This window comes from Hirschia maritima DSM 19733, from assembly GCF_000378345.1.
In the GTDB taxonomy this organism is placed as follows: Bacteria; Pseudomonadota; Alphaproteobacteria; order Caulobacterales; family Hyphomonadaceae; genus Hirschia; species Hirschia maritima.
The window spans coordinates 1-25549 of the sequence record NZ_KB899550.1 but is presented as its reverse complement, the minus strand read 5'-3'; the positions used below and the strand labels follow the sequence as shown (position 1 = coordinate 25549).

The window sequence follows — 25549 nt, the reverse complement described above, 5'->3', positions numbered from 1 at the left end:
ACGCTTACGTCACGCATGGCAAGCACAATACTGCTTTGCCGTCATTAAACTACTGCAATCGCTAAACTCCATCTCGTATTCTCTCGATTACTTTCAAGGGATCGCGATCTAGAATTTGTCTCCATTTAGGACCATTTCCATATGCTTCTTCCAAAACTTCTTTCAATTCATACGGACGGGTTTCAAGAAGATATTCAATGAGCAATTTTGCCTGCTCAAGGTCTTTCTTTGCTTTGGTCTGCATAGCCGCATTCCGCAATTGAGATACAATCAATTTATGAATTGCATAACGCTCTGGCGAAGGAATTTGAACCAATAAACCTTCCATATATATGGCAATCACGGGAATTGGTTCTTTGATCAAAAAGTTCAGATAATGCAGCCCTTGCGCCCAAACATCCAATGCCGCCAATTTAACGGGTTCGGGTTTATCGCTGAATGACGGTGCCAAAAAATCTATTGCATAAGTCGACCCCGGCAATGTCCAACTCGTTGGTTTCTTTGGATATAAAGAATTGGCGGGTTGAAAACCTAAATGCTCCAATGTCAAAGATAATTCTGGGGATGCAACATCCTCGATCGCCATAGAAAGTTTCTCAAAGCTCGCAATATCGACATCTTCGGTCTGAGCGACCCATTCTCTATTTTCAGACGTAAACTCCACGCCCAATGCTTGCGAATAGTGATTGAAGGCATGCGTCCCAACTAAAGTTCCGCCAAGACGGAACACACCGCTATTCGTCAGCGCCCTCAACACCGATCCCGTTTGCCGATCCAATCCCGTTAACCCCGCAGCTCTTAATTGCGCAATTGCTTTGGAAGCTGTTAATTTAAATTCCTTATCAGCCACTCCCCGCTCCTGCATTGAGCGAATGCGTTGTTTAATCTCGTCGGTATCAGGGCCAATATATATTTGACGCGGCGAACTATTTCCTATGCGTTGTGTCGCGTACCAATAATGTTTACCTTCTTTTTCCCGTTTAAACGGCGAACCAACAAACTCCCCTACAGGCCTATTTAGGTGCATCTGTAGAAGATTGGCATAAACAGTTTGAGTGGTTGCTGGTAAATCTCTCATAACATTACACTACACGAATTATTCATGTAGTGCAAATTCGACGAATGAGGCAATAAATGGCCCTAAACGGACTGATGAACAAAACGAAATTTAATGTATTCTCGAATACCAAAACGACCGAGGATACTTAACGGTATTAGATAAAATCTTGCCGACCGTTTTTTTTCAGATGTATCTTTGAAGTAGAACTAATTAGGGGGGGCAATGAAATTACTTCATTTAATAGGCGTGTGTTATATACACTTTTTGGTGAGTTGCGTCTCTAACGGCTCGGCCGAACTGACTGTTGATGCGCAGTCTTCCAATATCGTGAGCGGATTCAAAGAACATTGTAGCAAACTAGCACTTTCTTCAAACAATGAATGTTCTCATTTTAGAGAATTGTTATTTGACCCAGATATGTTTTATGAAGAATTTAACGTCAATCAGCTGGAGCGGCTGCGCATTCTCAAACCTATGTGTTCTGACAAGGAACTCATTTCCACTGAAGTAGTTTTGAAAAGCGGCGCTCTAGGTGAATTGCTTTTTGATTTAGATGACTACATGAATGTCTTCTTCGAAATATGCGTTCTTCAAGGTGAATACGAGCTGTTTTCGAAAATTGAAAACATTGTGATCAACTATGAACTAGTGTCTCAAGACAAGGCCTTAGGTATAGAGAGCCGCCAAGAATTAAATTCTTTAAGCAGATGGCGCGATGATCTGAATCGACCAATTTCAGCTTCTAGCAATGATGAAAAATTTGAATTATATTTTTGGACAATGAATAAGATAAAAAACGATTGCCTTACAGATAAGCATAAATTTTCTAGAAGTCGGCGCGAGAATTCAATTGCGTCATCTAAGGATCAAATGATTATAGCCAGTCGGAATTGTCTTTCCTACATCGACAATATTTCAGAATATGTGGGTTTATTAAATACTAATGTATTTGAACGCCGAGCTAAGCTAGAGCCACTATGCCATCAATCAAAATTTTTTGAAAATATAATGCTTACTCAGCATGAAGTGTTGCGTGATAACGATCGGATATATTTGCAACGTTACCTTACTCGGATACTGTTAAATGTATGCGTAACTCAAGGACATTATGTTCAGTTTGAGGAATACATAAATTTCCTTAAAGCAAATAACAACGATGATTTTCTTGATGAATTTGAATTGACCGACAGATAAACAGGAATGACTTCTTTTGGCGAAAAGCCGTCTCTTATCCAATCACGTCATCAGCCTCAAAAAACGCCCTCACCTCTTCCAATTGCTCGGCGTAATTCGTCCATTTGCCGATGGAACCAGAATAGAGAGGCTTCCTGACCTGCGATGCTGAGGGAGTCGCCACGGCTTTGGTTGAGGAATGAAAATCAAGGCACCCCTCTTCCCAATCCAATCCGCAATGAGATAGTAGCTGTTGGGTGTATAATCTTTGATCTGCAACCAGGTTTTCATAATCCAATACCATGAAACGCTCAGGAAATTCCTGCGCCCAGAAATCAGTAATCTGTTTGTAAGCTATATAAAAACGCGCAATGCTAATCAGGTCATAGGAATAAGTATGATAGCGCGCCCCGCCCCCGAATAAGTGTTTGTAATTGCTCCAAACAGTATCCATGGGTTCACGACGTAGACAAACTATTTTTGCATTCGGCAAAGCTTTTAAAATGAAGCCAGCATACATGAAGTTAAGTGGCAATTTATCTGTAAAAACAATACCATGATTAGCCCCTTCGTGGATACGCGCATTATCTAGATATGCCCGGCCCACTGCTTCAATATCTGCCCTGCCTGCCTTGATAATGGTATCCTCATCCAACACAATTTTGGAATTTGTCGCCGATGCTAATTTAACAGCAAGCGGCATGGATTGAAGTTCTCCAGCCGACACCACTTTTGAATGCGCAGATAATATGCGGTCCACCAATGTGGTGCCTGTTCGGGGAATACCCACAACAAACAACACTTCATCTTTGATATTGGAATTTTGTTGTTTCAGGTCATTCAAATAAACGCTTTTGAAGGTGTCTATCAGGCGCTCATCATCAGCCACGTTAAACTTAAGCTTGGCCATGAAATCAGAATTGGCCTGATCAAAGCTCTTAAAAGCGTTGTCCCACTGCCCTAAAGCTTCATAAGTTTTGCCAAGAGCAAACCCAATACGGATTTTTTCTCTCAAGCTGGTGGATTGAGACATTGCATCTTTCAATTGTCCCAAACGGTTTTTCTCAAGTGTCGGTTTTTCAAGGTCTGCAAGGCCTAGAAATGCCTTTCCGGAACCAGCATCCAATCTCAAAACCGTGTCATAGAGATTTATAGCCGCCTCATTCTTCCCCAAGAATACATAGGATTGAGCAAGGTTATCTAGATAGTCCTTGTTCTCCAGCTCAAGCTCAACGGCCTTCTCAAACAGGCCCAGCGCAACGCCATGATTTCCCAATCGCGTAAACACATACCCCAGCGTATACGCAATTTCAGGAGACAACTCTTGATCTAAACTCATTGCGCTTTCTGCAAACGCACGTGCTTTTGCCTCATTGCGAAGCATCAGGTTGGCTTTCGCCAAAACCGCTAAATATTGAGGGTTTTGGCTTTGTTTGTTTGCCGCAATTTGAAGATATTCAAGCGCCTTTAAAACCTTGCCTTGTTCTAATAGCGCACTTCCAACCGTAAAGTTGGCAGCAGCTGAAACAACAACATCAACATGCTCTAAATCCGCTTCAGCTTTTTGAGAAACCTCACGTAATCTCTTTATTTTCTGTTGCTTACTAAGGTTTTTGCTATCTACACCAAAAATACTCATCGCTACTTTTTACCAAGCACTCTTTCCCAAATGCTCACATGCCTTGTCACCAATTGTGTCTGTTTCCCAAAGGAATCTGACTTCGCAAAAGACGATCTTTTGGTTGAGACTATGGGGTGCGCCTTCTTTACTGGTCTTTCTGAATAGGATTGCGCAGGCTCTTCAACAGAATTTAGCTTCTCAGAGGTCGCTCTTATTTCTAAATCTGACCGCGTTTTACTGGAACGAGCTTTTGGTGACGGTCCATATTTATTAGGCCCCTCCTGCCCCGGCACAAAGCCACTCATTATGATATCGATTAGAGCACCAATAACGGGGAACAATACCCACAAGACATTCCAACCGGAATTGCCCAAATCATGATGGCGGCGCACGGAAGTCGACACATGCATGGTAACACCCATGACGATAGCTACCCATATAGCAACCAAGTTCAACCCAACCGAAAATTCACGGCCTTCCATTGCAAAGGCAAATGACAGGATCATAGCCGACATCAAAGCCAACAGCAGAGGCAAGATGAACACTGTTCTTATCCACCAACCAGAACGGCTTATGCGTCCCTCGAAACTGAACAGATATTCCATCAAAGACTTCAATTATCGCACCTTACTTCCTAAGAAGAATTCCAATCTATTCTCTAAAGGTGCGTTCAACAGAGTCAAACAATGGTTTGGTCAGATATGAGAAAGCGTTTCGAGAGTCTGTGCGCAATATCACCTCAACCGGCATTCCCGGCACCAATTGAAACTCACCTTTTAAATCAGCGGTATCGTTCAAATTGATGATTGCCTCATAATAAGACTGACCAGTGTTTTCATCTTGAATGATATCAGGAGATACTTTGAGCACTTCACCATCAGTTTCAGGTGTATTTTTCTGATTAAATGCACTGAAGCGAACACGCGCTGTTTGGGATGCAAATATCTTATCAACGTCCATCGGTAATACGCGCACTTTCGCCACCAACACGTCATCTCTAGGCACGATGAACATGATAGGCGTACCTGCCCCAACCACTCCGCCAAGCGTATGCGTGCGGATACCAAGCACTATACCAGCGCGGGGTGAACGGATCTCCAAACGAGATATCTGGTCAAAGGCAGCAGCCCTCTCCTCTAACAAAGTCGCCAATTTGGTCTGCACATCGTTTAATTCAGATAATACTTCTTCTAAGAAACCTTCTTTTAGCTGGATCATCTCAAGACGGGTTTCACCAATACGCACTTCTGTGGCGGCAATCTCCGATCTGATTGTTTCGATCGCGCCATTCATCTGTGAGCGTTCGCGTTGCAAAGCCAGCAATCTTGGTTTCGGGCTAAGGCCTTTATCCACCAAAGTTTGAAGACTGGTAATTTCTTCATTCAGCAAAACAACTTGCTCGAACTTTGAAGCAATATCTGCTTTGGAACCGCTAATGACCTGATTCATCTGATCAATTTTTTGGTTTAATATCGCAATGCGTGTATTGCGGGCATCTAGTCTCGCCACCAGCAATTCAATTTGGTTGTCCAACACAGATTGGACTTCAGACTTCCCAACGTATGCGTCACGTAAAACAGGTTTCTTCTTGCCATCTCGTTCTGCAATCAAACGCGCTTCACGGGCTATGAGGTCATTTAGTTGAGCATCAATACTAGACAATCGCGCTTGAATTGAAGTGCCATCCAACCGGATCAACAAATCACCTTTGGCAACAGATTGGCCTTCCCGTGCGTGGATTTCAGCCACGATACCACCTTCAAGGTGTTGAATTGCTTTATGTTCTGATTCAACCGTAATCGTGCCTTGAGAAATGATCGCCCCCTCAAATGGCGCGATGACCGACCATAAAAACAGACCACCAAAAATTGTCAGGATTGTCGCTAATCCGATAAAGTGAAATCGCTTTGGGCTATTGTCGCGTCCCTGTGGACCTTGCGTCATCATCATCATGAGCTTGTCCCTCCACGCAATTGCGCCAGTACAGCTTCTTTTTCTCCAAAGTGCTGAACGCGGCCATCTTCAATCACCAAAAGCTTGTTACAATGCTTCAAAGCAGATTGACGATGCACGATTAAAACGACTGTTGTGCCCCTCTCCCGCATTTTGGCGATGGAACGCTGCATCGCGATTTCCCCCTCGCTATCGAGGTTTGAATTAGGTTCATCCAAAATAACGAGCTTAGGGTCATTATACATTGCACGTGCTAGCCCTATGCGCTGCTTTTGACCACCTGATAGATATGCCCCACCCATCCCGATTTGCGTGTCATACCCATTTGGCATTTCAAGAATGAATTCATGACAATCTGCAGCGCGGGCCGCTTCAATAACAGTTTCTGGTGTCGCATCAGGTTGAAAACGCGAAATATTTTCTTGAATGCTTCCCTCAAACAACCCAACAACTTGGGGCAAATACCCTATCTGCTTACCTAATTCATCTGGATTATAGTTTTCACGGCTTGCATTATCAAAACGCACAACACCCGATCTTGGTTTCAATGTGCCTGTGATTGTTTTGGCGAGCGTTGTTTTCCCTGATGCACTTTTCCCTATGATTGCAACACAATCACCAGGCTCCAGATCAAAGTTTAAACCTCTGAGGACTGGCTTCTCTTGGCCCTCCGGCCCCGCCACGATATTTTCCACTGATAGTTTTCCAGTGATAGGCGGCAAGCTCATTGGCTGCTCCACCTCTTCTTCTCTAGAAGGAACAAGCTGTGTAAGCGCCTGCCATGCAGACTTAGCTCCAGAAACAGAACGCCATTGAGATGTAATCTGCTCTACAGGTGCAATCACCCTGCCCATCAATATTGATGCAGCAATCATTGTCCCCGGTGTTGAATAACCTTCAATCACCAACCAAGCACCCAGTCCCAAAATACCAGATTGCAACATCATGCGGAATGTCTTCGCGCTGGCTGTAAAAATGCCCAAAGTACCTGATGCTTCGCGCATGGTTTGATCTGCAACATCCAAACGCTGACGCCATCCCTTAGATCTTACATCTCTCATTCCCAAAGCTTGGGCGGTGGCAATTTCATTAGTTGTTTCGCTCGCATGTGATTGCGCCACACGGCTTTGCCCTTCTGCTTCACTTAGAGGACGTGACATAAACACTTGATTGAGGATGGAGATCGTCACGAGCACCAATCCACCGATCATTGCCATCACACCATAGGCCCAGTGCAACATGAATAAGACGAGCAGGAACACAAATGACCAAGGCGCATCAAAGGCAGCTGACATTGTTGGGCTTGATAGAAAACGGCGCACAGTCTGCAAATGAGAAAGCGCAGGGTTTTGTCCCCTACCCGCAGATCGAATCCGTTCGTCCAATGTCGCATCTAAAACGGGATCGGACAAATCCTCTTCCACTTTGGAAGCGATCATAGAAAATAGACCGTTGCGCGCCCAATCGAGCACACCCATCGCTGCATACAAAACAACAATAAGCATGGTCAAACCAAAGAGCGTTGGAATAGATTGGCTGTTCAAAACGCGGTCATAGACCTGCATCATATACAAAGGGCCAGTTAGAAATAACAAACCGATCGCACAACTAAATATGCACAACATCCAGAATTCGCGGCGTAGTTTCTTCAACGTTTCGCGCGAAAGAGAGTTTGAATAAATCAATGATGACCCCAACCGTTTTGAGCATTTCAGCCCGATAAATTAGATTCCCCTATCAGCATATATTGCATCAAGGTGAAACAACCCACACACTAATGCACAAAAGCTGCCAAAAGACAGCTTTTCCACAACCATGTGCTTTTATTGCTTGGGAGGTAAAAGAAGGTTGAAAGTTTGGGTTGAGTTAGGAGTAACTACTTACCTAAACGCTGGCCTGCGTAGCGCCCTTCCCGAATAGGTTTCCACCACCATTCATTATCGAGGTACCATTTCACAGTATTTTCAAGGCCTTGCTCAAAAGAAACAGATGGGCTCCAACCCAAATTTTTCTTTATCTTGCTCGCATCTATTGCATATCTTCTGTCATGGCCGGGCCGGTCAGACACAAATTGGACCAACTCGCGGCGAGAAGTTGCTGTTGGACGTAATTCATCCAAAATATCACAAATGGTATGAACAACTTCCAGATTTGTCCGTTCTGCATTGCCACCAATATTATAGCTTTGCCCAACTTTGCCCTTTTCAAGCACATTCGTAAGCGCCACCGCGTGATCTTCCACGTATAACCAATCACGCACATTATCCCCTTTCCCGTAGACTGGTAGAGTTTTTTCTTCCAAAGCGTTTAGAACAACAAGTGGAATAAGTTTTTCAGGGAAATGATACGGGCCGTAATTATTGGAGCAATTACTCACCACAATAGGCAATCCATAAGTGCGGTGCCATGCTTGCACTAAATGGTCTGAAGACGCTTTGGAAGCCGAATAAGGTGACGACGGCGCATAACTTGTCGTTTCAGAAAACAAACTTCCGTCAAACGGCAAATCACCAAACACTTCATCAGTTGAAACATGGTGAAAACGGAAATTTTCAATTTCTTTTAGTTCATCTCTCCAATACGTTCGGGCAGCTTCCAGCATAGAATACGTCCCAATAATATTGGTCTGTATGAATGCAGCTGGTCCATCTATTGAGCGATCCACATGACTTTCAGCGGCTAAATGCATGATTGCATCAATTCGATGCTTTTTCATCGCAGATAAAACTGCTTCTCCGTCACAAATATCAATCTTTTCAAAAGTATAATTAGAACTATTTTCAATATCTTTTAGAGACTGCAGGTTGGCAGCATAAGTAAGTTTATCAACATTGACGACTGATACATTCCTTTGACCAACCAAATAACGACATACGGCCGATCCAATAAATCCCGCACCACCAGTAACCATTATTTTCATGTTGATGGCCTTACATTCTCAAAGAAAAAGTTGTTTTCGACGTCTCCCAATAGAGCGGCCTCTTTATCCTTTTTGGACAAAATTGGGTCTCCACTGAAAGGCCAATCTATCCCTATGGCTGGGTCATTCCATAATATGGTGCAATCGTTTGGAGGAGAATATGGTGCACTTACCTTGTATTCTACTTCTACATTTTCGGCCAAAGTCAGAAATCCATGCGCAAACCCTTTGGGAATTAGAATTTGATTTCCTAGTTTAGCAGAAACTGTCAGCCCCACCCATTTTCCATAGTCAGGTGAGCCTTTGCGAATATCAACGGCCACATCATAAATTTCACCTGACACAACCCGCACTAATTTATCCTGCGCAAAAGGTTCTGTTTGAAAATGCAACCCTCTTAAAACATTCTTTTGAGAGGATAATGAGTGATTATCTTGAACCCAATTGGCAGGCAGACCCGCTTCTTGAAACGCTGCTTGATTGTATGTTTCAGAAAAAAAGCCTCGTTCATCACCAAAGCGCTGTGGAATAATCTCTTTTACCCCTTTAAGTCCTAACTCTCTGATTTTCATATCAATTGCCTTCGGCATAAATAAACTGAATTAATTAGCGTCTTCTACAATTCTACGCAGATAATCAGCATATGCCGTCCTGCCCAACTCATTTGCCGATTGAAGCAATTGTTCAGAAGATAAATAACCAGCTTGAAATCCAATTTCTTCAGGACAGGCTATTTTAATCCCCTGACGTTTTTCGATCGTGCGTACAAATGATGATGCTTCATGCAAGCTATCATGCGTTCCAGTATCCAACCACGCATATCCCCTACCCAGTTTTTGGACCTCTAAAGTTCCAGCGTCTAAATAGGCTTGATTGACGTCGGTAATCTCTAATTCACCACGTTCAGATGGAGTAATGGATTTGGCAATATCGACAACTTGTTTATCGTAATAATACAAACCGGTGACGGCCCAATTAGATTTCGGAGTTGTTGGCTTTTCTTCAATACTTAAAGCTTTAAAGCTATCATCAAAATCCACGACCCCATAACGTTCAGGGTCGGCAACTTTGTACGCAAAAACACTGGCACCGCTTTCACGTCGAGATGCTGTTTGGCAAATATCTCGAAGTCCTGCTCCGTAAAAAATATTATCGCCCAAAATCAGAGCGCAAGGTTGTCCATCAATAAACTTTTCACCGATCAAAAATGCTTCTGCCAACCCATTTGGCTCATCTTGTTCAGCATACTGAAGATTGACGCCAAAACGTGATCCGTCTCCCAGCAATCTTTGAAAAGCCGGCGCGTCGACTGGAGTCGTGATAATCAGAATATCCTTAATGCCGGACAACATGAGAACACTGAGCGGATAATAAATCATCGGCTTATCGAAAACCGGCACTAATTGCTTAGATACACCAAGTGTAACTGGAAAAAGACGTGATCCTGTGCCCCCAGCCAAGATAATACCCTTCACAAATCACCTCACAAATAAACCAATTGGAATATTCGCCTAGCAATGAGCCGATTTAAGGTCAACGAACCTGTCGGGATATATCAAAATATTTAGAAAGCGCTGACAGAGATAATCAAACAAACTTACCGGCGATGCCGATGATTTGCGGCTCATCCGATTGAGTTTCTTCAGCTGGTTCTTCTGCCTTTTTCACTTCCGGTGCTGATGAAGATTGTGCGCGTCCCTCTTCACCTGCAAAATCAAAGGCGAAGCCCGCCCCTACTTGTCCAGTAGAATTTTGTGGTTGCGGCGCTGGAGTTGGCTTTGCTTTACCAGTTGGCTTAGGCGCAGGCGTCTCCATGTTCACAATTTTTGCCCGCTTTGGCCCCAATGGCTGAGCTTTGGGCGCGATTGGCGCAGCTGGTTGTGATGATTGTTGAGCATAGCGAGCATCATTTGCAGCCATGGGCGTGGTATATATATTTGATTGCTGCGCGTGTGTTTCCCGAATGGATCTGCTCTGTGCTTCACGCACAAAGACAACATTAACAAGCAACAAACCAAATGATTTCATGATCTCCATTACGAGAACAAGGCTACCCAGACGGTTTGATTGCACAAATTGCAAGAAGCTCCAGAAAGAATTGAATTTTGGACCTTCTAATTCTCCATCTTCAGAAACCGCTAGAGGAGCAACACCTTTAGAGCCCGCGAGTGAAGATGATACTTCAATACTGGCCCCTGCCCCTGTTGTTGTGGCAAGGATGCCTCGTTGCTCGATCAATTCTTTATCAAGCTCAATTCGTCTTTCAGCTTTTGTGAGCTCGGCAGACAATTGCGCACGTTTCGTCACATAATTATCAGGCAAACGATCACGTTGAGATTTAATTTCATCTGGCGTGCGCGTCATTCCTATGAAGGAAAGTTCTTCTTTTATCTCATCAATGCGTTCAGCAGCCAAAGTCGATTGTGTTTTTAGCGCACTCTTTTTTTCTAAAGCACGGCGCTGGGCAGTCGCCTCTTCTTCCGCATTTGAAGCATCTACATAGTAAGACCAACTTGCACTCGCATTTTGGAATGTCGCCATTGACCAAACAGGAAAGAATAAGAGCGCCATTAAAAGACGTGGCACGCTAGGTCGTGCAAAACACCATATAATGACAACAAGAAGAACAGCTCCGATAATTTCGGAAATAATACCAGTTCCAAAGGCGATCCAATAATCGACCCCCTCTACCCCTTCTGTCCAAGTGATAATGTTTCCATAGCCAGAAAGAAGCATGCAAGTTAGCACCAGCATGATGATTGTAATGCGGATCACTTGCCCTGGTAGACCATGTTCAGGCGCATCACCTGCTTCAACTTGAGCAAGTTCTGAATGCTTATCGCTCTTATTGTTTGGGAAAATCCCCATCTCACCGGCTCTCTATACTCTTATATCGCAGCCCAAGGTCGCCCTCTTTTGCGAATTTGAGCACCATAATTAGCGCCGTCTGCTTAAGGTCCGGTTAAGCATGCCTATTAAATCGGGATGATAGTTTTCTATATATCTGTCTAGCTATAGTGATATATGTGTAGCTGTATATACGTATAGACCACTATACATCTGTATCTCTATATGTGCAGACATCTATCTATCTCTACATCCATACATATAGAGATCTAGATATCCTAACAACTATAAAACTAGAATTCTCGCTAGTTAGCAAACTAGAAACCTATCCACTGTAGTTTAAAGGAAATATTTGAGTTCCAAAGGGAAAGCCCATGCAATTGATAGCGATGGCGAGCCAAAAAGGCGGCGCAGGCAAGACAATGTTGGCGCAAAATCTGGCATTTGCGGCCCATGAAGCGGGAAGAAAAGTCGCTATTTTCGACTTAGACCCGCAAATGACGAGTCTAAATCAGTTCGATAAACGCACACAACAGGGTCTAGATGGTGAGCCAATGACCATCGCAGCGACCCTAAATCGGCTTCCTCAGCTGTTAAGGGCGGCAAAAAATGAGGGAAGGGACCTCATTATTTACGACATGCCACCAAATATTGGACAAGAAAGTTTCCTTATTTGTAATGAGGTGGACCTTGTTCTGATCCCAACACAGCCTCAAGCTTACGATCTAGAGGCCATTGAAGCGACGATTGCTATTGCTTCAACAGTTAACACGCCCGGTGCAGTTGTGATAAATCGCGTGCCAAAAGATATGAAAGATCTGGCCGAAGATGCACGCCAGTTTGTTGAGGTGAAATGTTCATATCCTGTAGCTCCAAACATCATTCATGACCGCAGCCAATTTATGGAAGCTGCAGCTGCTGGGTCTTCACCTTTAATAATGCACCCGCGCACACAAGCTGCAAAAGAAGTGAAAGAGCTTTGGGGGTGGGTGAGCAGTCGCCTTGAGCAAATGAAAAGCTTGCGGGGGAATGCTGCATGAGTTTCCTTAAAGGCCTAGAACCAAACATTCGCGGAAAAGACTTGGACAATCCGCAGGCAGATACACCTCAACCACAAGCCAACCAGCAAGCAACAGGGGAGGCAACTGCTCCACGTGGCATTCCCACACCGCCACCGGCCGCACCTCAAGTTGATGAAAACACCAGCATGGGTCCGAGCGTTTCACCAGCTGACCTTCAAGCTGCATTTGATGTTCAAAACCCAGAACAGCGTGAATATAAAAGTCTGGCTGAAGCTAGAGACGGTATTGCTCAAGAAATGGGCCAAGAAAAAGCAACACCATTTGGCGAATATCAACGCCGGATCAAAGGCTTTATCGACGAGCACGACAATGCGCGTTCAAGCATTAAAGGGAAGGGGAAGCAGGTTCAGCTTAACTTCCGTATTAGTGAAACTTCGCGCCACTTCCTAAAACTTGTTGCATTAGAAAATCATGTAGATGTAACGACTTACGTATTCGGTGCTATCAATGCGCGCCTTCATGCTGAAGGCAGAACCCGGTTTGTAAGGTAGTTTTCCAACAGAGGAGAGGGGATAACCTCTCTCCAAAAAGATCTGGCGATCAGACACTTAGAGGTAGGAGTGTGTCTAATCGCCAGCGTCTCCCCAACCCAGCGGGAAGCTTGTTGTATCTCAATTTCAGATTTATACATCCGAACAAAAAATAAGCAACATCATTTTTAAAAATACCCTAATAGGGTTAATGAAAAAAGCAACCAAGCAGGTCGTTTTGATATATTATAACATGACGAATTAGTAGTGTCCAATAAACAGGCAAAGCTAAGCCAATATTCCAATATGCTATTGTTTCATTGAATTGCGGCGAAAGTTCCAATTGTAGTTAGTTGCTAGCTATGCGAGATCATCTTGCATAATTGATTTATGGAAACTCATTATGCGGATCACGGTGTTTTCTTCCAAAGCGTATGACCAACTTTTTCTCGACGCAGCCAATGCAGATCAATCACATGAGATATTTTATCAAGAACCGCATTTGAATTCCAGCACCGCTAGTCTAGCGAAAGGTGCGGAAATTGTTTGTGTTTTCGTCAATGATATCATTGATAGGGATACACTTAAAATACTTAAAAAGCAGGGTGTTAAATTAATAGCCATGCGCTGTGCTGGTTTTAACAATGTCGACCTAAAAGCAGCAGATGAGTTCAATATAAAGGTCTGCCGCGTCCCCGCTTACTCGCCTTATTCAGTTGCTGAGCACACTCTTGCGCTTGTTCTGGGGTTAAATCGTCACTTACATCGTGCATATAACCGTGTTCGTGATGGAAACTTTTCTTTAAACGGTTTTATTGGCTTTGATCTACATGGGAAAACCGTGGGTATAGTCGGTACTGGAAAAATCGGCACTGTCACAATGGGCCTTTTTAAGGGTTTCGGCTGCAAACTCCTTGCTTATGATGTTGCGAAGAATACTGACTGTCTTAACATGGGAGCGAATTATGTTGATTTGGATACAATGTTTAAGCAAAGCGATATTGTATCCCTTCATTGTCCACTTAATCCAGCAACCCATAACATGGTGGACGCAAATCTACTTTCCAAAGCCAAGCAGGGGCTGATGCTCATCAATACAGGTCGTGGCGCCCTGATTAATACGCAGGATGTAATTGAAGCTTTAAAAGCGGGTAGGTTGGGCAGCCTAGGATTAGATGTCTATGAAGAAGAAGCAGATCTCTTTTTTGAAGATCTATCAACGCACGTTATTCGCGATGATCAATTTGCTCGATTAATGACATTCCCAAATGTATTGGTAACTGGTCATCAGGCTTTTTTCACACAGGAAGCGCTCTCCGCCATTGCAGAAACGACGATTGAAAATATCAACGCTTTTTCCAAAAGTGGTTCAGCAATACATGAAGTGTCCATTGATCGTCTTGCTTGAAGCGTGTCTAATCCCCAGCCTGGCGAATAGATACACTTTAAACGTTTTCAACTTTCACCAGGAAAAGAGCGTATATTCAAATATTTGTACTAATTGATTAACTCTGAATTATCCTTAAGAAAAAAATTGGTTTTTGCGGGCCGTAGGGCGGCTTTGCGGCGACATTTTCAGTTTTTTAGGCCTGATTTATAAAAAAGTGAAATGGCTCTGAGTGTGGCTCTGAGGACCGCCAAAAGCACTATTACCTTTAATGCAGATTTACTGATATTTCAAAAGAGCACTTAAGTCAGAAATAATTGAACTCTCCTTACAACGAATTTAAATTTGATTCCGGATTTCATTTTCAAAGGGAAACAGCCACGTTTTGGAAGTAGGAATTGGGCTGGAATGTCTAAATCCTTTTCAGCTTCTATTAATTTTTATAGAAAATTGACGATGTCGAATGCCCTGGCGATGGAGATAAGGTGTTTAATATGGTGTTATATATAGTGTTAAAGCCTAAAATTCGCCTATAACTCATTGAATCTAAAGCAGGCTATCAGACACTATGTGTCTATTCCCCACTTTTGTGTGTTCGATCCCCATCAAAACGTGTCTATTCGCCGTTAAGTATCGGGATCGTAATTCGTTAATTTTAGAGGGCGTGTTTAATCGCCATTTTACCGCATTTTCACTCTGAACATGCGTGTCTATTCCCCAGAATTGATCTAAAGCGTGTCTAATCGCCATATCCAGTGTGTCTAATCGCCAGAAATGGCCAATTCTGGGCAAAATTTTGGAGCTCACTTGGTTCTCAACGTGTCTAAAACCCGAATCCATTGACTTATCCTACAATATAACGTGTCTAATTCCCGAGAATCGGTTGGATAACGATTCTATTATTTGATTTACTCTTAAAATAGATCCGAACTTATTGAAATTACGCCCGTTTATAGATGAATTTGGCTAAGGAATTGCTTTATCACTGATAATTCAGTGGACATTTATATTCCAAACGTGTCTAATTCCCGAGGTAATACACACGTTTTTATGATTCTGAGCCCATAACTCTGTTTGATAAGGTCCATGCGAAATAATGGCTAAATCCACATCGGCACAAAATAAGATAGAAGAAGAGGCCGTGACGGGGGAGGTAATTTCTCCTCAAGATCCGGGGCCGTTGTTTGATGAAGTGTTGGATCCCAATCCCAAACATTCACCTCTATTGCCCGAGCGATATCCAATGGGGGATTTGTTTGTGTGTGAGTTGGTCGATATCGTTTTAAAGAGTGATATGGCGAGTTTGGAGTATCCATTTTATTCACTCACCAAAAAGCCAGACCGCAATCCTAGGCGTTTTGAGCATGATGGCCGTTGGATTGAGTTTAGGCCTTCGATCAAAGGTCTTCCGACGATTTATGATAAAGACCTTCTTATCTATGCGATCTCTCATATTATGCGTGAAAAACAGCGCTCAGGTAAAACACCTAAGACGATTGTTATCGATCCGTATCATTTCTTATCCTATACAAACCGCCCAACAGGGGGGAGGGATTATGAAGCGCTGGTGGATTCCATCGAACGCCTTGAAGGAACGCGTTATCGCACGAATGTGAAAACGGGTGGCTTTGAGCATGATGAATGGTTTGGCCTTTTTGAGCGCGTAAAAATGAAAACGCGTAAAACGCCCAAAGGTGGCTTGAGACCAGAGCGCTTGGAAGTAACCATTTCGGACTGGACAATGGAAGCAATTCGCGCAGATGAAGTCTTGACGCTGCACCGAGATTATTGGCGATTGCGTCGACCGATTGAGCGCCGTGTGTACGAGATTATTCGTAAACACTGTGGACAGCAGGAGGGGTGGTCAATTGGTGTTGATAAATTGCACACAAAATCCGGCTCTCAGGCAACTCGCCGTGAGTTTCGGCGCAAGCTTCATGAAGTAGTAAATGATAATCATCTCCCAGATTATGATGTGTTTATAGAAAATGATATTTTGCATGCAACATCGCGTTCTGAATTCCTTGAAAGCTATAACGTGTCTAATCGCCAGAAAGGTAAAAAAGCCAAATTAGCTGATAAATCAGAGGATAATCCATCGCGTGAGTTAGGTCGTGAAGTTGCCAGCCAATTACGACGGATGAAAATCAGTTCAGATGGTTTGGAAGCAGCCAAAGAGGAAGTACCTGGATGGGATATCTACTTCATCGAAGATGAGTGGCGTGCTTGGATTAGCAAACGTGTTCAAAGTGCATTAACTGGCGCAGATCCGTCTTCCGCTGCTGACCTTGTGCCGCGCAATCCAGATGCAGCTTTTATAGGGTTTTGTAAAAACTGGTTCAAAACTCGCGGTAAGCCGAGTTAATTTCAATGACACAAGATGAGTTACTTCTAGGAACAGCACCGGATCCGGATTTGCCAGTTTTGGCAATGGATTTGGACGGTACGTTGATATACACGGATACAACGTTGGAGTTGTTCAAGCTTTGCGCGCGCGTGAAGCCATTTTTGTTGCCATTGGCCGGGATTAAAATGTTGACCAATCGTCCTCATGCGAAAAGATGGCTCGTGCGGCAAGTAGGCGATTATTTTGATCCTCGCAGAATTGATACTGAACCCAAGGCAATTCGCCTTATGCAAGAGCATAAGAAGAAGGGGGGGCAGGTTTGGCTCGTTTCCGGTTCAGATCAGCTCATGGTTGATGAAATGGCCAGAGAATTGGGGCGCTATATTGGGAAGTTTGATCGTGTTCAGGGAACTGAAGGACCTGAAAGCGCCAGTGTAAAAGATGCAATCAATCTGACTTCCCAAAATAAGGCTGATTTTCTTGTAAAGAATTGCCCGAATGGATTTTATTATGCCGGCAATAGCACTCAAGACTACGCCGTCTGGAAAGCTGCTCTTAAAGGCTTTGGATTCAATGCACCTCCAGAGTCTTATAAATTGGCCCGTGAAGATGGGTCAGAGGTTGATGTTCAGGAAGTTGTTCCAAGGAAATGATTTCCATGAGCAACCAAATTTTCGCGAATACTTTGAGCAACTGATAGAGCAGATTCCATCGTGAAATGATTAGCATCAAACAATACCGGCTCGTCATCTTCACAACTGCCTTGTTCACAAATGAAATCAATGAGTGAGATGTAGTGCGCAGGGCTGTCTTGTTTAGAAAGTAAATCATTCATTCGTTGATCAAACTCGTAGATTTTATGATCCACAAAAGAAGATGTATCCGTGCGGCCAACAATTTTCGCGCGCGCCATCAATAGGGGCAGGTTCATTGTGTATTCAAGACTTGGCCCTAGCACGATCACTTCATTTGCGCCGGCATCATAAAGCTTTTGTATAAAGGCCAGAAGGTCACGCTCGAAATTTGTGTCAGTACCATGAGCAAACGCAGCCCACTGCGCTGAAATCATAACTGTAGGGTTATCAATGGTCGGAAGGTATTCAACAACGCCTTTTCGAATAATGTCATTACAACGCGTATCACCTTGCAGCGGCCATAACGGTTTACATCCTGATGCTTGGAGCGGAAGTATTTCATACTCAGGAAGGTGTTGTTGAAGCGGTCCGGTGAGGTGAGCGCTGTGACTATCACCGATAAGTACGAGTGATGGATTATCTGTTTTACTTGTCAGACATTCTTCCAAGCTTGTTTTGTTGAATTCAGCTTTGGATGAATCGGTTACAAAGCAGCTTTGGTGGCGAGGGCGGAACTGGTTTGTGTAAACCTGAGAACCTGTATAGTTGAGCGAAAGTTCAGTGAGTTCATGAACTCGCGCATCAAATGTGCGCCAACGTCCGTCGATTGTTAGCACTCCCATACCAACTACAACAGAAGCGATAAGACCTGCTGACGTGAATGATAATATTCTGAATGAAGATAACTTGCGTAGATTGCGGAAGGGTTGTTCCCAGTATTTCCAAGAAAGGTAGGCAAGGACGATTGAAACGGCAGTGAGAATAACAGCATCAAGAGTATTCAATTCTGTTTTCAAGAAAAATAGCTTATAGAAAATAAGTACCGGCCAGTGCCAAAGGTAAAGTGAGTAGGAGATTTTCCCGATGAAAACCATCGGTTTTTGGCTTAGAACTAGTCCAGTCCAAGATTTCAAACCTGCGACAATTATTAGAGCAGTTCCTACAATAGCGTAGATGGCATTTAGTCCTGGAAACATATCAGTTTTGTCGAGCATAAATATGGAGTATGCGAGCAAACCGACACCAATAATTCCCGCTGTGTTTTTAAGTTTTCCTGGAAAATTTTTGTCCCATGCATATAGCGCTATGAGGGAACCAATACCCAATTCCCAAAAACGTGCGGGCAATAGGTAAAAAGCTGCTTCAGAAGACCAATTGATTAGCCAAAGGCTCAGCATGAAGGATACTGCGACACAAAACGCAATGATGTGGGCGCGAAATTTTGCGAGTGGTTTTATGAAGCAAATGAGCCACAATAGGATAGGGGTGACGAAGTAAAATTGTTCTTCTACCGCCAATGACCAAGTGTGAAGCAGTGGATTAGATTCTGCCAATATAGAGAAATAGTTATACGCCTTGAAGAAATATATATTGCTACCAAAGAGCGTTGTAGCAATTGTAGTTCGCCCAAGCTCTTCCACTTCTGCAGGCAACATTAAGAACCAAGCAGCAATAAAAGTTGCAACAACAACAAGCGCTAGAGGTGGCAGAATACGTAGCGCGCGGCGTCTATAGAAGTTTGCAAACGAAAATTTTTGATTGTCCATCTCATGCGTAATGATGGAGGTAATTAAAAAACCGGATATGACAAAGAAAATGTCTACACCAGTGAAACCTCCTGAGAATGAATTGATCCCGAAATGAAAGAATAGAACGGGTATAACTGCGATCGTCCGCAGTCCGTCGATTTCGGGTCTGTAATTCATTATGTGTTGTTCCTAGAAGAATCTCAATTTGTTTGAGAAAGCAAGTTGCATGCCTTTCAGCGGTATCATTCTTCAATAACCCTAGAAAAGCCTCAAATGTGCATTATCTCAGTCGGGTATTGGATAAAAATGAGATTGAATAGGATCAATGGGAAACAACCACATTCGTACTTTTATGCTGATTGCGGGACTGACAGCATTGTTTATGGGCATTGGATTTATGCTGGGTGGTCAGGTCGGAATGATCGTCGCGCTATTATTTGCCGGAGTGGGAAATTTTATCAGTTATTGGAACGCCGATAAGATCGTCTTGTCTATGTATAAAGCCAAAGAAGTGGATGAACATCACTCAAACCGTCAGATAGCTGAATATGCACGGGATGTGAAAGATATGGCGCGCGAAGCGGGCATGCCTATACCGAAAATTACAATTATAGATAATCCTCAACCAAATGCTTTTGCGACGGGGCGGAATCCCGAAAATGCGGCTGTAGCTGCGACGACTGGATTGTTGCGAATGTTGGATCGCAGAGAAATTCGCGGTGTAATGGGTCATGAATTAGCGCATGTGAAAAATCGTGACACGTTGACTATGACGCTGACGGCAACGATAGCGGGTGCGATTTCTGCGCTTGCGAACTTTGCACTTTTTTTTGGAGGCAATGACCGTGAGCGCTCAGGTGGTTTAATTGGTACATTGGCAATTATGTTTTTGGCCCCGATGGCCGCTAGTTTAGTACAAATGGCGATTAGTCGTGGCCGTGAATATGAAGCGGATAAAACAGGCGCGGAGATAGCTGGTGACCCTGAAGCGCTTGCATCAGCGTTGCAGAAGATAGAAAGCTTTGCGCGTGGCGAGGTGAATGTGGATGCGGAACGAAACCCTGCCACAGCGCATATGTTCATCATCAATCCGCTAAACGGGAAGGGGGCTGATAATCTATTTTCAACTCATCCAGCAACGCAAAATAGGATTGCTGCTTTGATGAAATTAAGACAGCAATACGGAAGAGCTTCCAAGCCAAGATCAGAAACAAGCACGGGCCCGAAGCGAAAAGTGGACCTTCCAGCTTTTGCCAAGCCAATTGAAAAGAAAGATGACCCTTGGGGGTAGACTATCCATAGACATGTAGATTCTTCCTCGCTAAGCACATTTCTTGTTTAGTCGAGGAAGGGCATTGCCAATGGATAATGCAAAATTGTCGAGCGATCCCGTATTCTCTGTCATTATTGTGAACTTTAATGGCGGTGATTATCTGCAAGGGGCAGTGGATTCACTCAAAAAGCAGACCTTCCAAGATTTTGAACTATTTGTGGTTGATAATGCTTCTACCGATGGTTCGATGGAAAAGTTGGACATCTCCGGATTGTCAAATGTCCAACTCATGCCAGAAACAGAAAACCATGGTTTTGCCAAAGGAAATAATTTAGCTGCTGCAAAGGCCAAGGGGGATTGGCTGGTCATGCTCAATCCTGATGCCGTGGCCGATGAAAGTTGGTTAGAAAAAATTAAAGACGGTATAGATCGATTTCCGGACACCAAAATGTTCGCTAGTGCTCAGTATAGTCTTGATGAACCATCATTGATGGATGGAGCGGGTGATTGCTATCATGTTTTCGGCATTCCTTGGCGGGGGGGGTATGGCCGCCCGGTGGAAGAGATGCCAGATGAAGGAGAGTGTTTCAGCCCGTGTGGAGCGAGTGCCGCTTTTCATCGGCAGACTTTTCTTGATGCAGAAGGGTTCGATGAGAGCTTTTTCTGTTACTGCGAAGATGTCGATTTAGGTTTTCGCCTTCGATTAATGGGACATCGGTGCATTTTTCTGCCACAAGCAATGATTCATCATGCGGGTAGTGCATTGTCTAACAAAGTAGGTGATTTCGCCGTTTATCACGGTACTAGGAATCGCTTATGGGTCTTCGTTAAGAATATGCCATTCTTTGCATTTTGGCTGATGATTATCCCCCATTTTGGAATGACATTTCTGATTTACTTGAGGGGAATGCAAACTGGGAGGGCAAAGGCGGTACGCAAAGCGTGGTTGGCAAGTTGGAGTTCACTTTCCTTACTAATGAGTAAACGAAAAGACGTACAAACAACAAAAACAAAGGGAAGTTTTGACGTTCTGGGGCAGATGGGTTGGAATATTTTCCGATTGTTTTTGAGGAAGACGGATGTAAAGAGTATCCAGAGGTAAATTATTTGATGGAGCTTTTTGTCAGTATTTCTTCCTGTATAAATTTCGATAGTTTCAACGCAGCTTCATTCGAGGTGAACCCCGAGCCACTTGAGACAGTGGTGCCTTTTTTGAGGGTCGGCAAGTGTTTTAGAAGGTGTAGTAATTTGTCCGCGTCTGCAAGATTAAGCCAATTGCCTCCCCCCAAATAAAGGATGGGTTTTTTGGCAAAACAATATTCAGCATATTTTCCTGGCAAAGCGTGACTGTCTGGCGGTGTATGAAGAACCAGTGCATCACTTGCATTTTGTATATCACGAGATAATTGTAAACTGAGTTGCCCGTGGAAGGTGATTTTGAATTCATATTTTTTTGAAATCTGATCTAATTCTGAAGAGGATAACCTTCCTGCTAAATGCAGATGAATTATAGGTAGTGATTCATCTCGAACTCTTTGACATTTTTCGATATTGAATAAAAGATTAGAGAGGATGCGGTTTCGATCAGAAAGTTCAAATCCACCAGTGTGCACAATATTAAGGTCTTCGTTGGGAAGGTGGAAATCGCCTTCGCTGGGGATACTAAAATGATCTATGAGACATACTGGAGTGTCGTGATGGATGTATTTCTTGGCTTCAACTAAGACAGCATCTGAGACGGTTGTTAGCCCGTCGGCTTTTACCAAATAGTTTCTGGCTATTTTTTTTTCAATTACAGCGCGAATTTTAGATCGTTCTAATATCTTTCGATGTGGGGTTTCAACCCAAGTATCACGCATTTCTGCCACCCAAGGGATACCAGTTTTTCTTTTTAGGTTTGCACCTACAATGTGAAGAGATTCAGGTGGACTGGTTGTTATAATCACATCTGGTTTAGGGCTAATGTTCGGGAGAGTCTTGAGCAGGTGGACTTCGGCCTTCTTTGCCCATCGGATATTGGGTTCTGGCCAAAGAAACCACTGCCTTAAAAAAGATTTTACACGTTGTACAACTTGAATAATCGAATTTGAACTTTTTTTCTCGGCGACATGCATGGAATTTTGAGAGGAAGCGTTTGGTATTGCTGGATGAGGAATTTGAATTGAGCTTTCTTCTTCGGATAATTTGAATGGTGAAACGATAGTTACTTTATGCCCTAATTGCGTTAGCGCTTTACTCAACAGATAGGGACGTCTTGCACCTCCAGATATTTCTGGTGGGAAGTGCCTAACGATTAGAAAAAAATGCATGTCAAACTCGATTTACAGTATACAGTACAAAGCGTTACTTTGGCATTATTCACCAAAATAAATGTTTCAATTTGTGCGTCCATAATGCGTAAATTTTCTGTATCAAGAAAATAGTTGTCCGCAAAAATAGAATGTTCTTGACCTCCAGAGGGTTTTTTGTGACATCCTCCGAGAGAAAGGGCTGTTAGTTATAAAGCTTGAAGCCTTTCAATCGCTTCAAAATGCTGGTTTGGCAATATTTATTGGAAGTTTTTTCATATAACGGGGTATGAATGAAGAATTTTGCATTGATCGGTGCTTCGGGATACATAGCACCGCGTCACATGAAAGCTATAAAAGAGACAGGTAATCATTTATCTGTCGCATATGATGTAAATGATAGTGTTGGGATAATCGATAGCATCTCACCTGCAAGTGAATTTTTCACAGAGTTTGAGCGCTTTTATGATTACGCCAATAATTTGCAATTAGACCCAAAAACAGCGTTGGATTATGTCGCTGTATGTAGCCCAAACTACTTACACAGAGCGCATATTGCTGCGGGGTTGCGTCTTGGGTGTGATGTCATCTGTGAAAAGCCGCTTGTTCCAAGCGTGAAAGATTTAGACGCTCTAGAATTGCTCGAAGAACAAACAGGCAAACAGGTTCGCAATATTCTTCAATTGCGCCACCATGACTCTATTTTGAAGCTTCAAGAGAAAGTTAAGTCCGCTGGAGAAAGAAACACGAAGTTTGATGTGGACTTAACATACATCACTTCGCGCGGTCGCTGGTATGCTGAGAGTTGGAAGGGTGATCCACGTAAATCATTCGGAGTAGCGACTAATATTGGTGTTCACTTCTTTGATATGCTGAACTTCATATTTGGAAGTCTTCAGGACAGTCACGTTCATTTAAGTGAAGAAGAAAGCGCAGCTGGATTTTTAGAATATGAAAATGCGCGAGTACGTTGGTTTTTGTCTGTTGATGCAAACAATCTTCCTGAGGACGTGAAGGGTAAGAAAACCACATATCGCTCGATCACTATTGATGGCGAAGAATTAGAGTTTTCTGAAGGATTTACTGAGCTGCACAACATCTCTTACCGTGAAATTTTAGCCGGTAGAGGTTTTGGACTTAAAGAAGCACGTCACTGTATTGAAACTGTAGAGAAAATTCGTTCCGCACCGGTGAATATAGCTATGGGTGACATGCATCCATTCCTTCGAAAATAGGAATTTTGGGTTATGGGCATCCAGTTTATAGACCTTAAAGCGCAACGAAAGCGGCTTAAGTCCCAAATTGATGCCGGAATTCAGGCTGTTATGGAGCATGGTGCGTTTATAATGGGGCCGGAAGTCCGAGAATTTGAGAAACAACTCGCTGAATTCGGGCAAGCTAAGCATGCTCTTGGGTGTGCAAATGGTACAGATGCGCTTGTCTTGAGCCTCATGGCTCTTGGGGTAGGTGAAGGCGACGCGGTTTTCTGTCCATCATTTACCTATTGTGCCTCTGCAGAAGGCATTGCAAATGTTGGCGCTACTCCTGTTTTCGTTGATGTGTGTGCAGACACATACAATATGGATGTGGAGAGCCTTAAGCAGGCAATCATTGATATCAATGAGACCGCAGGCCTGTCTCCCAAAGCGATCATGGCTGTCGATATTTTCGGGCAAGCTGCGGACTATCGTTTGCTATCGCAAGTGGCTCAGGCTGAAGGTCTAAAGCTTATTGCAGATTCCGCGCAGGGGTTTGGAAGCACTATAGATGGAAACCATCCGTTAAACTGGGCTGATATCACAACGACAAGCTTCTTTCCTGCGAAACCGCTTGGTTGTTATGGAGATGGCGGCGCGGTGCTGACAAATGATGATCAGATCTGCGAGACAGTCGATTCATTACGTATTCACGGCAAAGGTGAACACAAGTACGACAATGTTCGTATAGGAATGAATTCACGTTTAGATACAATGCAGGCTGCAATACTGTTACCCAAATTGTCTGTCTTTGCAGATGAAATTGAGAAACGAAATGCCGTAGCTCAAAAATATCACAATGCTCTGCACAATCAGGTTGAGCGCGTTCCAACTGTTTTGGAAGGCGGAATTTCGACTTGGGCACAGTATACGATTGAGGTTTCGGATTGGCTGAGATTAGCGACGCAATTGAAGGAAAAAGGCATTCCAACGGCGCGCTATTATCCAAATCCAGTGCATGGCCAATCTGCTTATAAACATTTTCCAGTTGTGAGTTCGGGACTTCCGCAAACTGAAGCGTGTTTGGATAAAATTATAAGTCTGCCAATGCATCCTTATCTGGAAGAGGATGTACAAAATCAAATCATTGAAGCGGTTATTGAAGCTGTAAATTAGGGGCCTAGTTAGGGTGTAAAGTAATGTTGGATACAGTGGTTAAAAGCTTTCAAGACAAAGCTGCAAATAAAGGTTTAGTCGTTGGGATTGTTGGGCTTGGATATGTTGGTCTGCCTCTAGCTGAAGCTTATGTCAGGCAGGGGGTGTCGATCATTGGTTATGATATCAATGAGACGCGAGCTGCCGAATTAAATGCTGGTAAATCTGGCATGAAACATATCGCAGATGAGCGTGTTCAGGTGATGTTGGACAAGAAGTTGTTTCGAGCAACATCAAGTGCATTAGACCTTTCAGATGCGGATGCGATTTTGATTTGTGTGCCAACCCCTCTTGATGCACACCACGAACCAGATTTGTCATATGTAGAAAGCAC

At 43.5% G+C, this 25549-nt stretch carries 22 protein-coding genes; 11 read left to right on the top strand and 11 right to left on the bottom strand.

The genetic code is table 11. The annotated features are described in order from the left end of the window. Positions 1 to 61: 61 nt before the first annotated feature. Positions 62 to 1078 (bottom strand): nucleotidyltransferase family protein, encoded by a 1017-nt coding sequence (locus tag F551_RS0115470; RefSeq protein ID WP_018998433.1) that lies wholly within the window; start codon positions 1076 to 1078, stop codon positions 62 to 64. A gap of 204 nt (positions 1079 to 1282) precedes the next feature. Between F551_RS0115470 and F551_RS0115465 the strand changes: the two genes are divergently transcribed. Continuing rightward, a complete protein-coding gene (locus F551_RS0115465) occupies positions 1283 to 2254 on the top strand; it encodes a hypothetical protein (protein ID WP_018998432.1) in 972 nt (323 codons plus the stop codon). A 34-nt stretch (positions 2255 to 2288) separates the two neighbouring features. On the opposite strand, the gene F551_RS0115460 is transcribed toward F551_RS0115465, so the two are convergent. The 8 genes from F551_RS0115460 to F551_RS0115425 all read right to left on the bottom strand — a co-directional run bounded on the left by F551_RS0115460 (position 2289) and on the right by F551_RS0115425 (position 11595). Next, entirely contained in the window at positions 2289 to 3872 is a 1584-nt protein-coding gene (locus tag F551_RS0115460) for a tetratricopeptide repeat-containing sulfotransferase family protein (protein WP_018998431.1), read from the bottom strand. Positions 3873 to 3874: 2 nt separating this feature from the next. After that, on the bottom strand, positions 3875 to 4459 hold the full coding sequence (locus tag F551_RS17230; RefSeq protein ID WP_018998430.1) for a DUF805 domain-containing protein: 585 nt from the start codon (positions 4457 to 4459) through the stop codon (positions 3875 to 3877). Between the two features lie 46 nt (positions 4460 to 4505). Next, complete coding sequence (locus F551_RS0115450; RefSeq protein WP_018998429.1) at positions 4506 to 5807, bottom strand: HlyD family type I secretion periplasmic adaptor subunit; 1302 nt, start codon at positions 5805 to 5807, stop codon at positions 4506 to 4508. Then, positions 5804 to 7492, bottom strand: coding sequence for a type I secretion system permease/ATPase (locus tag F551_RS0115445; protein WP_018998428.1), 1689 nt, complete (start codon positions 7490 to 7492; stop codon positions 5804 to 5806). Before F551_RS0115445 ends, F551_RS0115450 begins: the two co-directional genes overlap by 4 nt. A 191-nt stretch (positions 7493 to 7683) precedes the next feature. Next, complete coding sequence (gene rfbB, locus F551_RS0115440; protein WP_018998427.1) at positions 7684 to 8727, bottom strand: dTDP-glucose 4,6-dehydratase; 1044 nt, start codon at positions 8725 to 8727, stop codon at positions 7684 to 7686. Next, positions 8724 to 9299 carry a dTDP-4-dehydrorhamnose 3,5-epimerase gene (gene rfbC, locus F551_RS0115435; protein WP_033405259.1) on the bottom strand — a complete coding sequence of 192 codons (576 nt, stop codon included), beginning with the start codon at positions 9297 to 9299 and terminating at the stop codon, positions 8724 to 8726. Before rfbC ends, rfbB begins: the two co-directional genes overlap by 4 nt. Before the next feature lie 30 nt (positions 9300 to 9329). Then, positions 9330 to 10202 (bottom strand): glucose-1-phosphate thymidylyltransferase RfbA, encoded by an 873-nt coding sequence (gene rfbA / locus F551_RS0115430; protein ID WP_018998425.1) that lies wholly within the window; start codon positions 10200 to 10202, stop codon positions 9330 to 9332. Between the two features lie 112 nt (positions 10203 to 10314). Beyond that, positions 10315 to 11595: a hypothetical protein gene (locus F551_RS0115425; protein WP_018998424.1), complete on the bottom strand. Its 1281-nt coding sequence runs from the start codon at positions 11593 to 11595 to the stop codon at positions 10315 to 10317. A 353-nt stretch (positions 11596 to 11948) separates the two neighbouring features. On the opposite strand from F551_RS0115425, the gene F551_RS0115420 reads away from it, so the two are divergent. From F551_RS0115420 to F551_RS0115400, 5 genes are all read left to right on the top strand, one after another. After that, the gene (locus F551_RS0115420; protein WP_018998423.1) at positions 11949 to 12614 is read left to right on the top strand and encodes a ParA family protein; all 666 of its coding nucleotides are present in this window, start codon (positions 11949 to 11951) and stop codon (positions 12612 to 12614) included. Continuing rightward, a complete protein-coding gene (locus tag F551_RS0115415) occupies positions 12611 to 13147 on the top strand; it encodes a hypothetical protein (protein WP_018998422.1) in 537 nt (178 codons plus the stop codon). Before F551_RS0115420 ends, F551_RS0115415 begins: the two co-directional genes overlap by 4 nt. Positions 13148 to 13529: 382 nt before the next feature. Then, on the top strand, positions 13530 to 14534 hold the full coding sequence (locus F551_RS0115410) for a 2-hydroxyacid dehydrogenase (RefSeq protein WP_018998421.1): 1005 nt from the start codon (positions 13530 to 13532) through the stop codon (positions 14532 to 14534). Between the two features lie 1075 nt (positions 14535 to 15609). Next, positions 15610 to 16878, top strand: a complete 1269-nt coding sequence (locus F551_RS0115405) for a replication initiator protein A (RefSeq protein WP_018998420.1) — start codon at positions 15610 to 15612, stop codon at positions 16876 to 16878. A gap of 5 nt (positions 16879 to 16883) precedes the next feature. Next, complete coding sequence (locus F551_RS0115400) at positions 16884 to 17513, top strand: haloacid dehalogenase-like hydrolase (RefSeq protein ID WP_018998419.1); 630 nt, start codon at positions 16884 to 16886, stop codon at positions 17511 to 17513. Here F551_RS0115400 and F551_RS17225 read toward each other — a convergent pair. Further along, positions 17489 to 19420 carry an acyltransferase family protein gene (locus F551_RS17225; protein ID WP_018998418.1) on the bottom strand — a complete coding sequence of 644 codons (1932 nt, stop codon included), beginning with the start codon at positions 19418 to 19420 and terminating at the stop codon, positions 17489 to 17491. The genes F551_RS0115400 and F551_RS17225 overlap by 25 nt on opposite strands. A gap of 148 nt (positions 19421 to 19568) precedes the next feature. Here F551_RS17225 and htpX point away from each other — a divergent pair, with 148 nt between their 5' ends. Beyond that, positions 19569 to 20534, top strand: coding sequence for a zinc metalloprotease HtpX (gene htpX, locus F551_RS0115390; protein ID WP_018998417.1), 966 nt, complete (start codon positions 19569 to 19571; stop codon positions 20532 to 20534). Between the two features lie 70 nt (positions 20535 to 20604). Continuing rightward, positions 20605 to 21618 (top strand): glycosyltransferase family 2 protein, encoded by a 1014-nt coding sequence (locus tag F551_RS16830; RefSeq protein WP_018998416.1) that lies wholly within the window; start codon positions 20605 to 20607, stop codon positions 21616 to 21618. Between the two features lies 1 nt (position 21619). On the opposite strand, the gene F551_RS0115380 is transcribed toward F551_RS16830, so the two are convergent. Continuing rightward, positions 21620 to 22825 (bottom strand): glycosyltransferase, encoded by a 1206-nt coding sequence (locus F551_RS0115380; RefSeq protein ID WP_018998415.1) that lies wholly within the window; start codon positions 22823 to 22825, stop codon positions 21620 to 21622. A gap of 272 nt (positions 22826 to 23097) precedes the next feature. On the opposite strand from F551_RS0115380, the gene F551_RS0115375 reads away from it, so the two are divergent. The 3 genes from F551_RS0115375 to F551_RS16825 form a co-directional block, all read left to right on the top strand. After that, a complete protein-coding gene (locus F551_RS0115375; RefSeq protein WP_018998414.1) occupies positions 23098 to 24039 on the top strand; it encodes a Gfo/Idh/MocA family protein in 942 nt (313 codons plus the stop codon). 12 nt (positions 24040 to 24051) lie between these two features. Beyond that, the gene (locus F551_RS0115370; protein WP_018998413.1) at positions 24052 to 25176 is read left to right on the top strand and encodes a DegT/DnrJ/EryC1/StrS family aminotransferase; all 1125 of its coding nucleotides are present in this window, start codon (positions 24052 to 24054) and stop codon (positions 25174 to 25176) included. Positions 25177 to 25199: 23 nt separating this feature from the next. Further along, on the top strand, positions 25200 to 25549 hold a 350-nt coding region (locus F551_RS16825; RefSeq protein ID WP_026296878.1), incomplete at its 3' end, for an NAD(P)-binding domain-containing protein.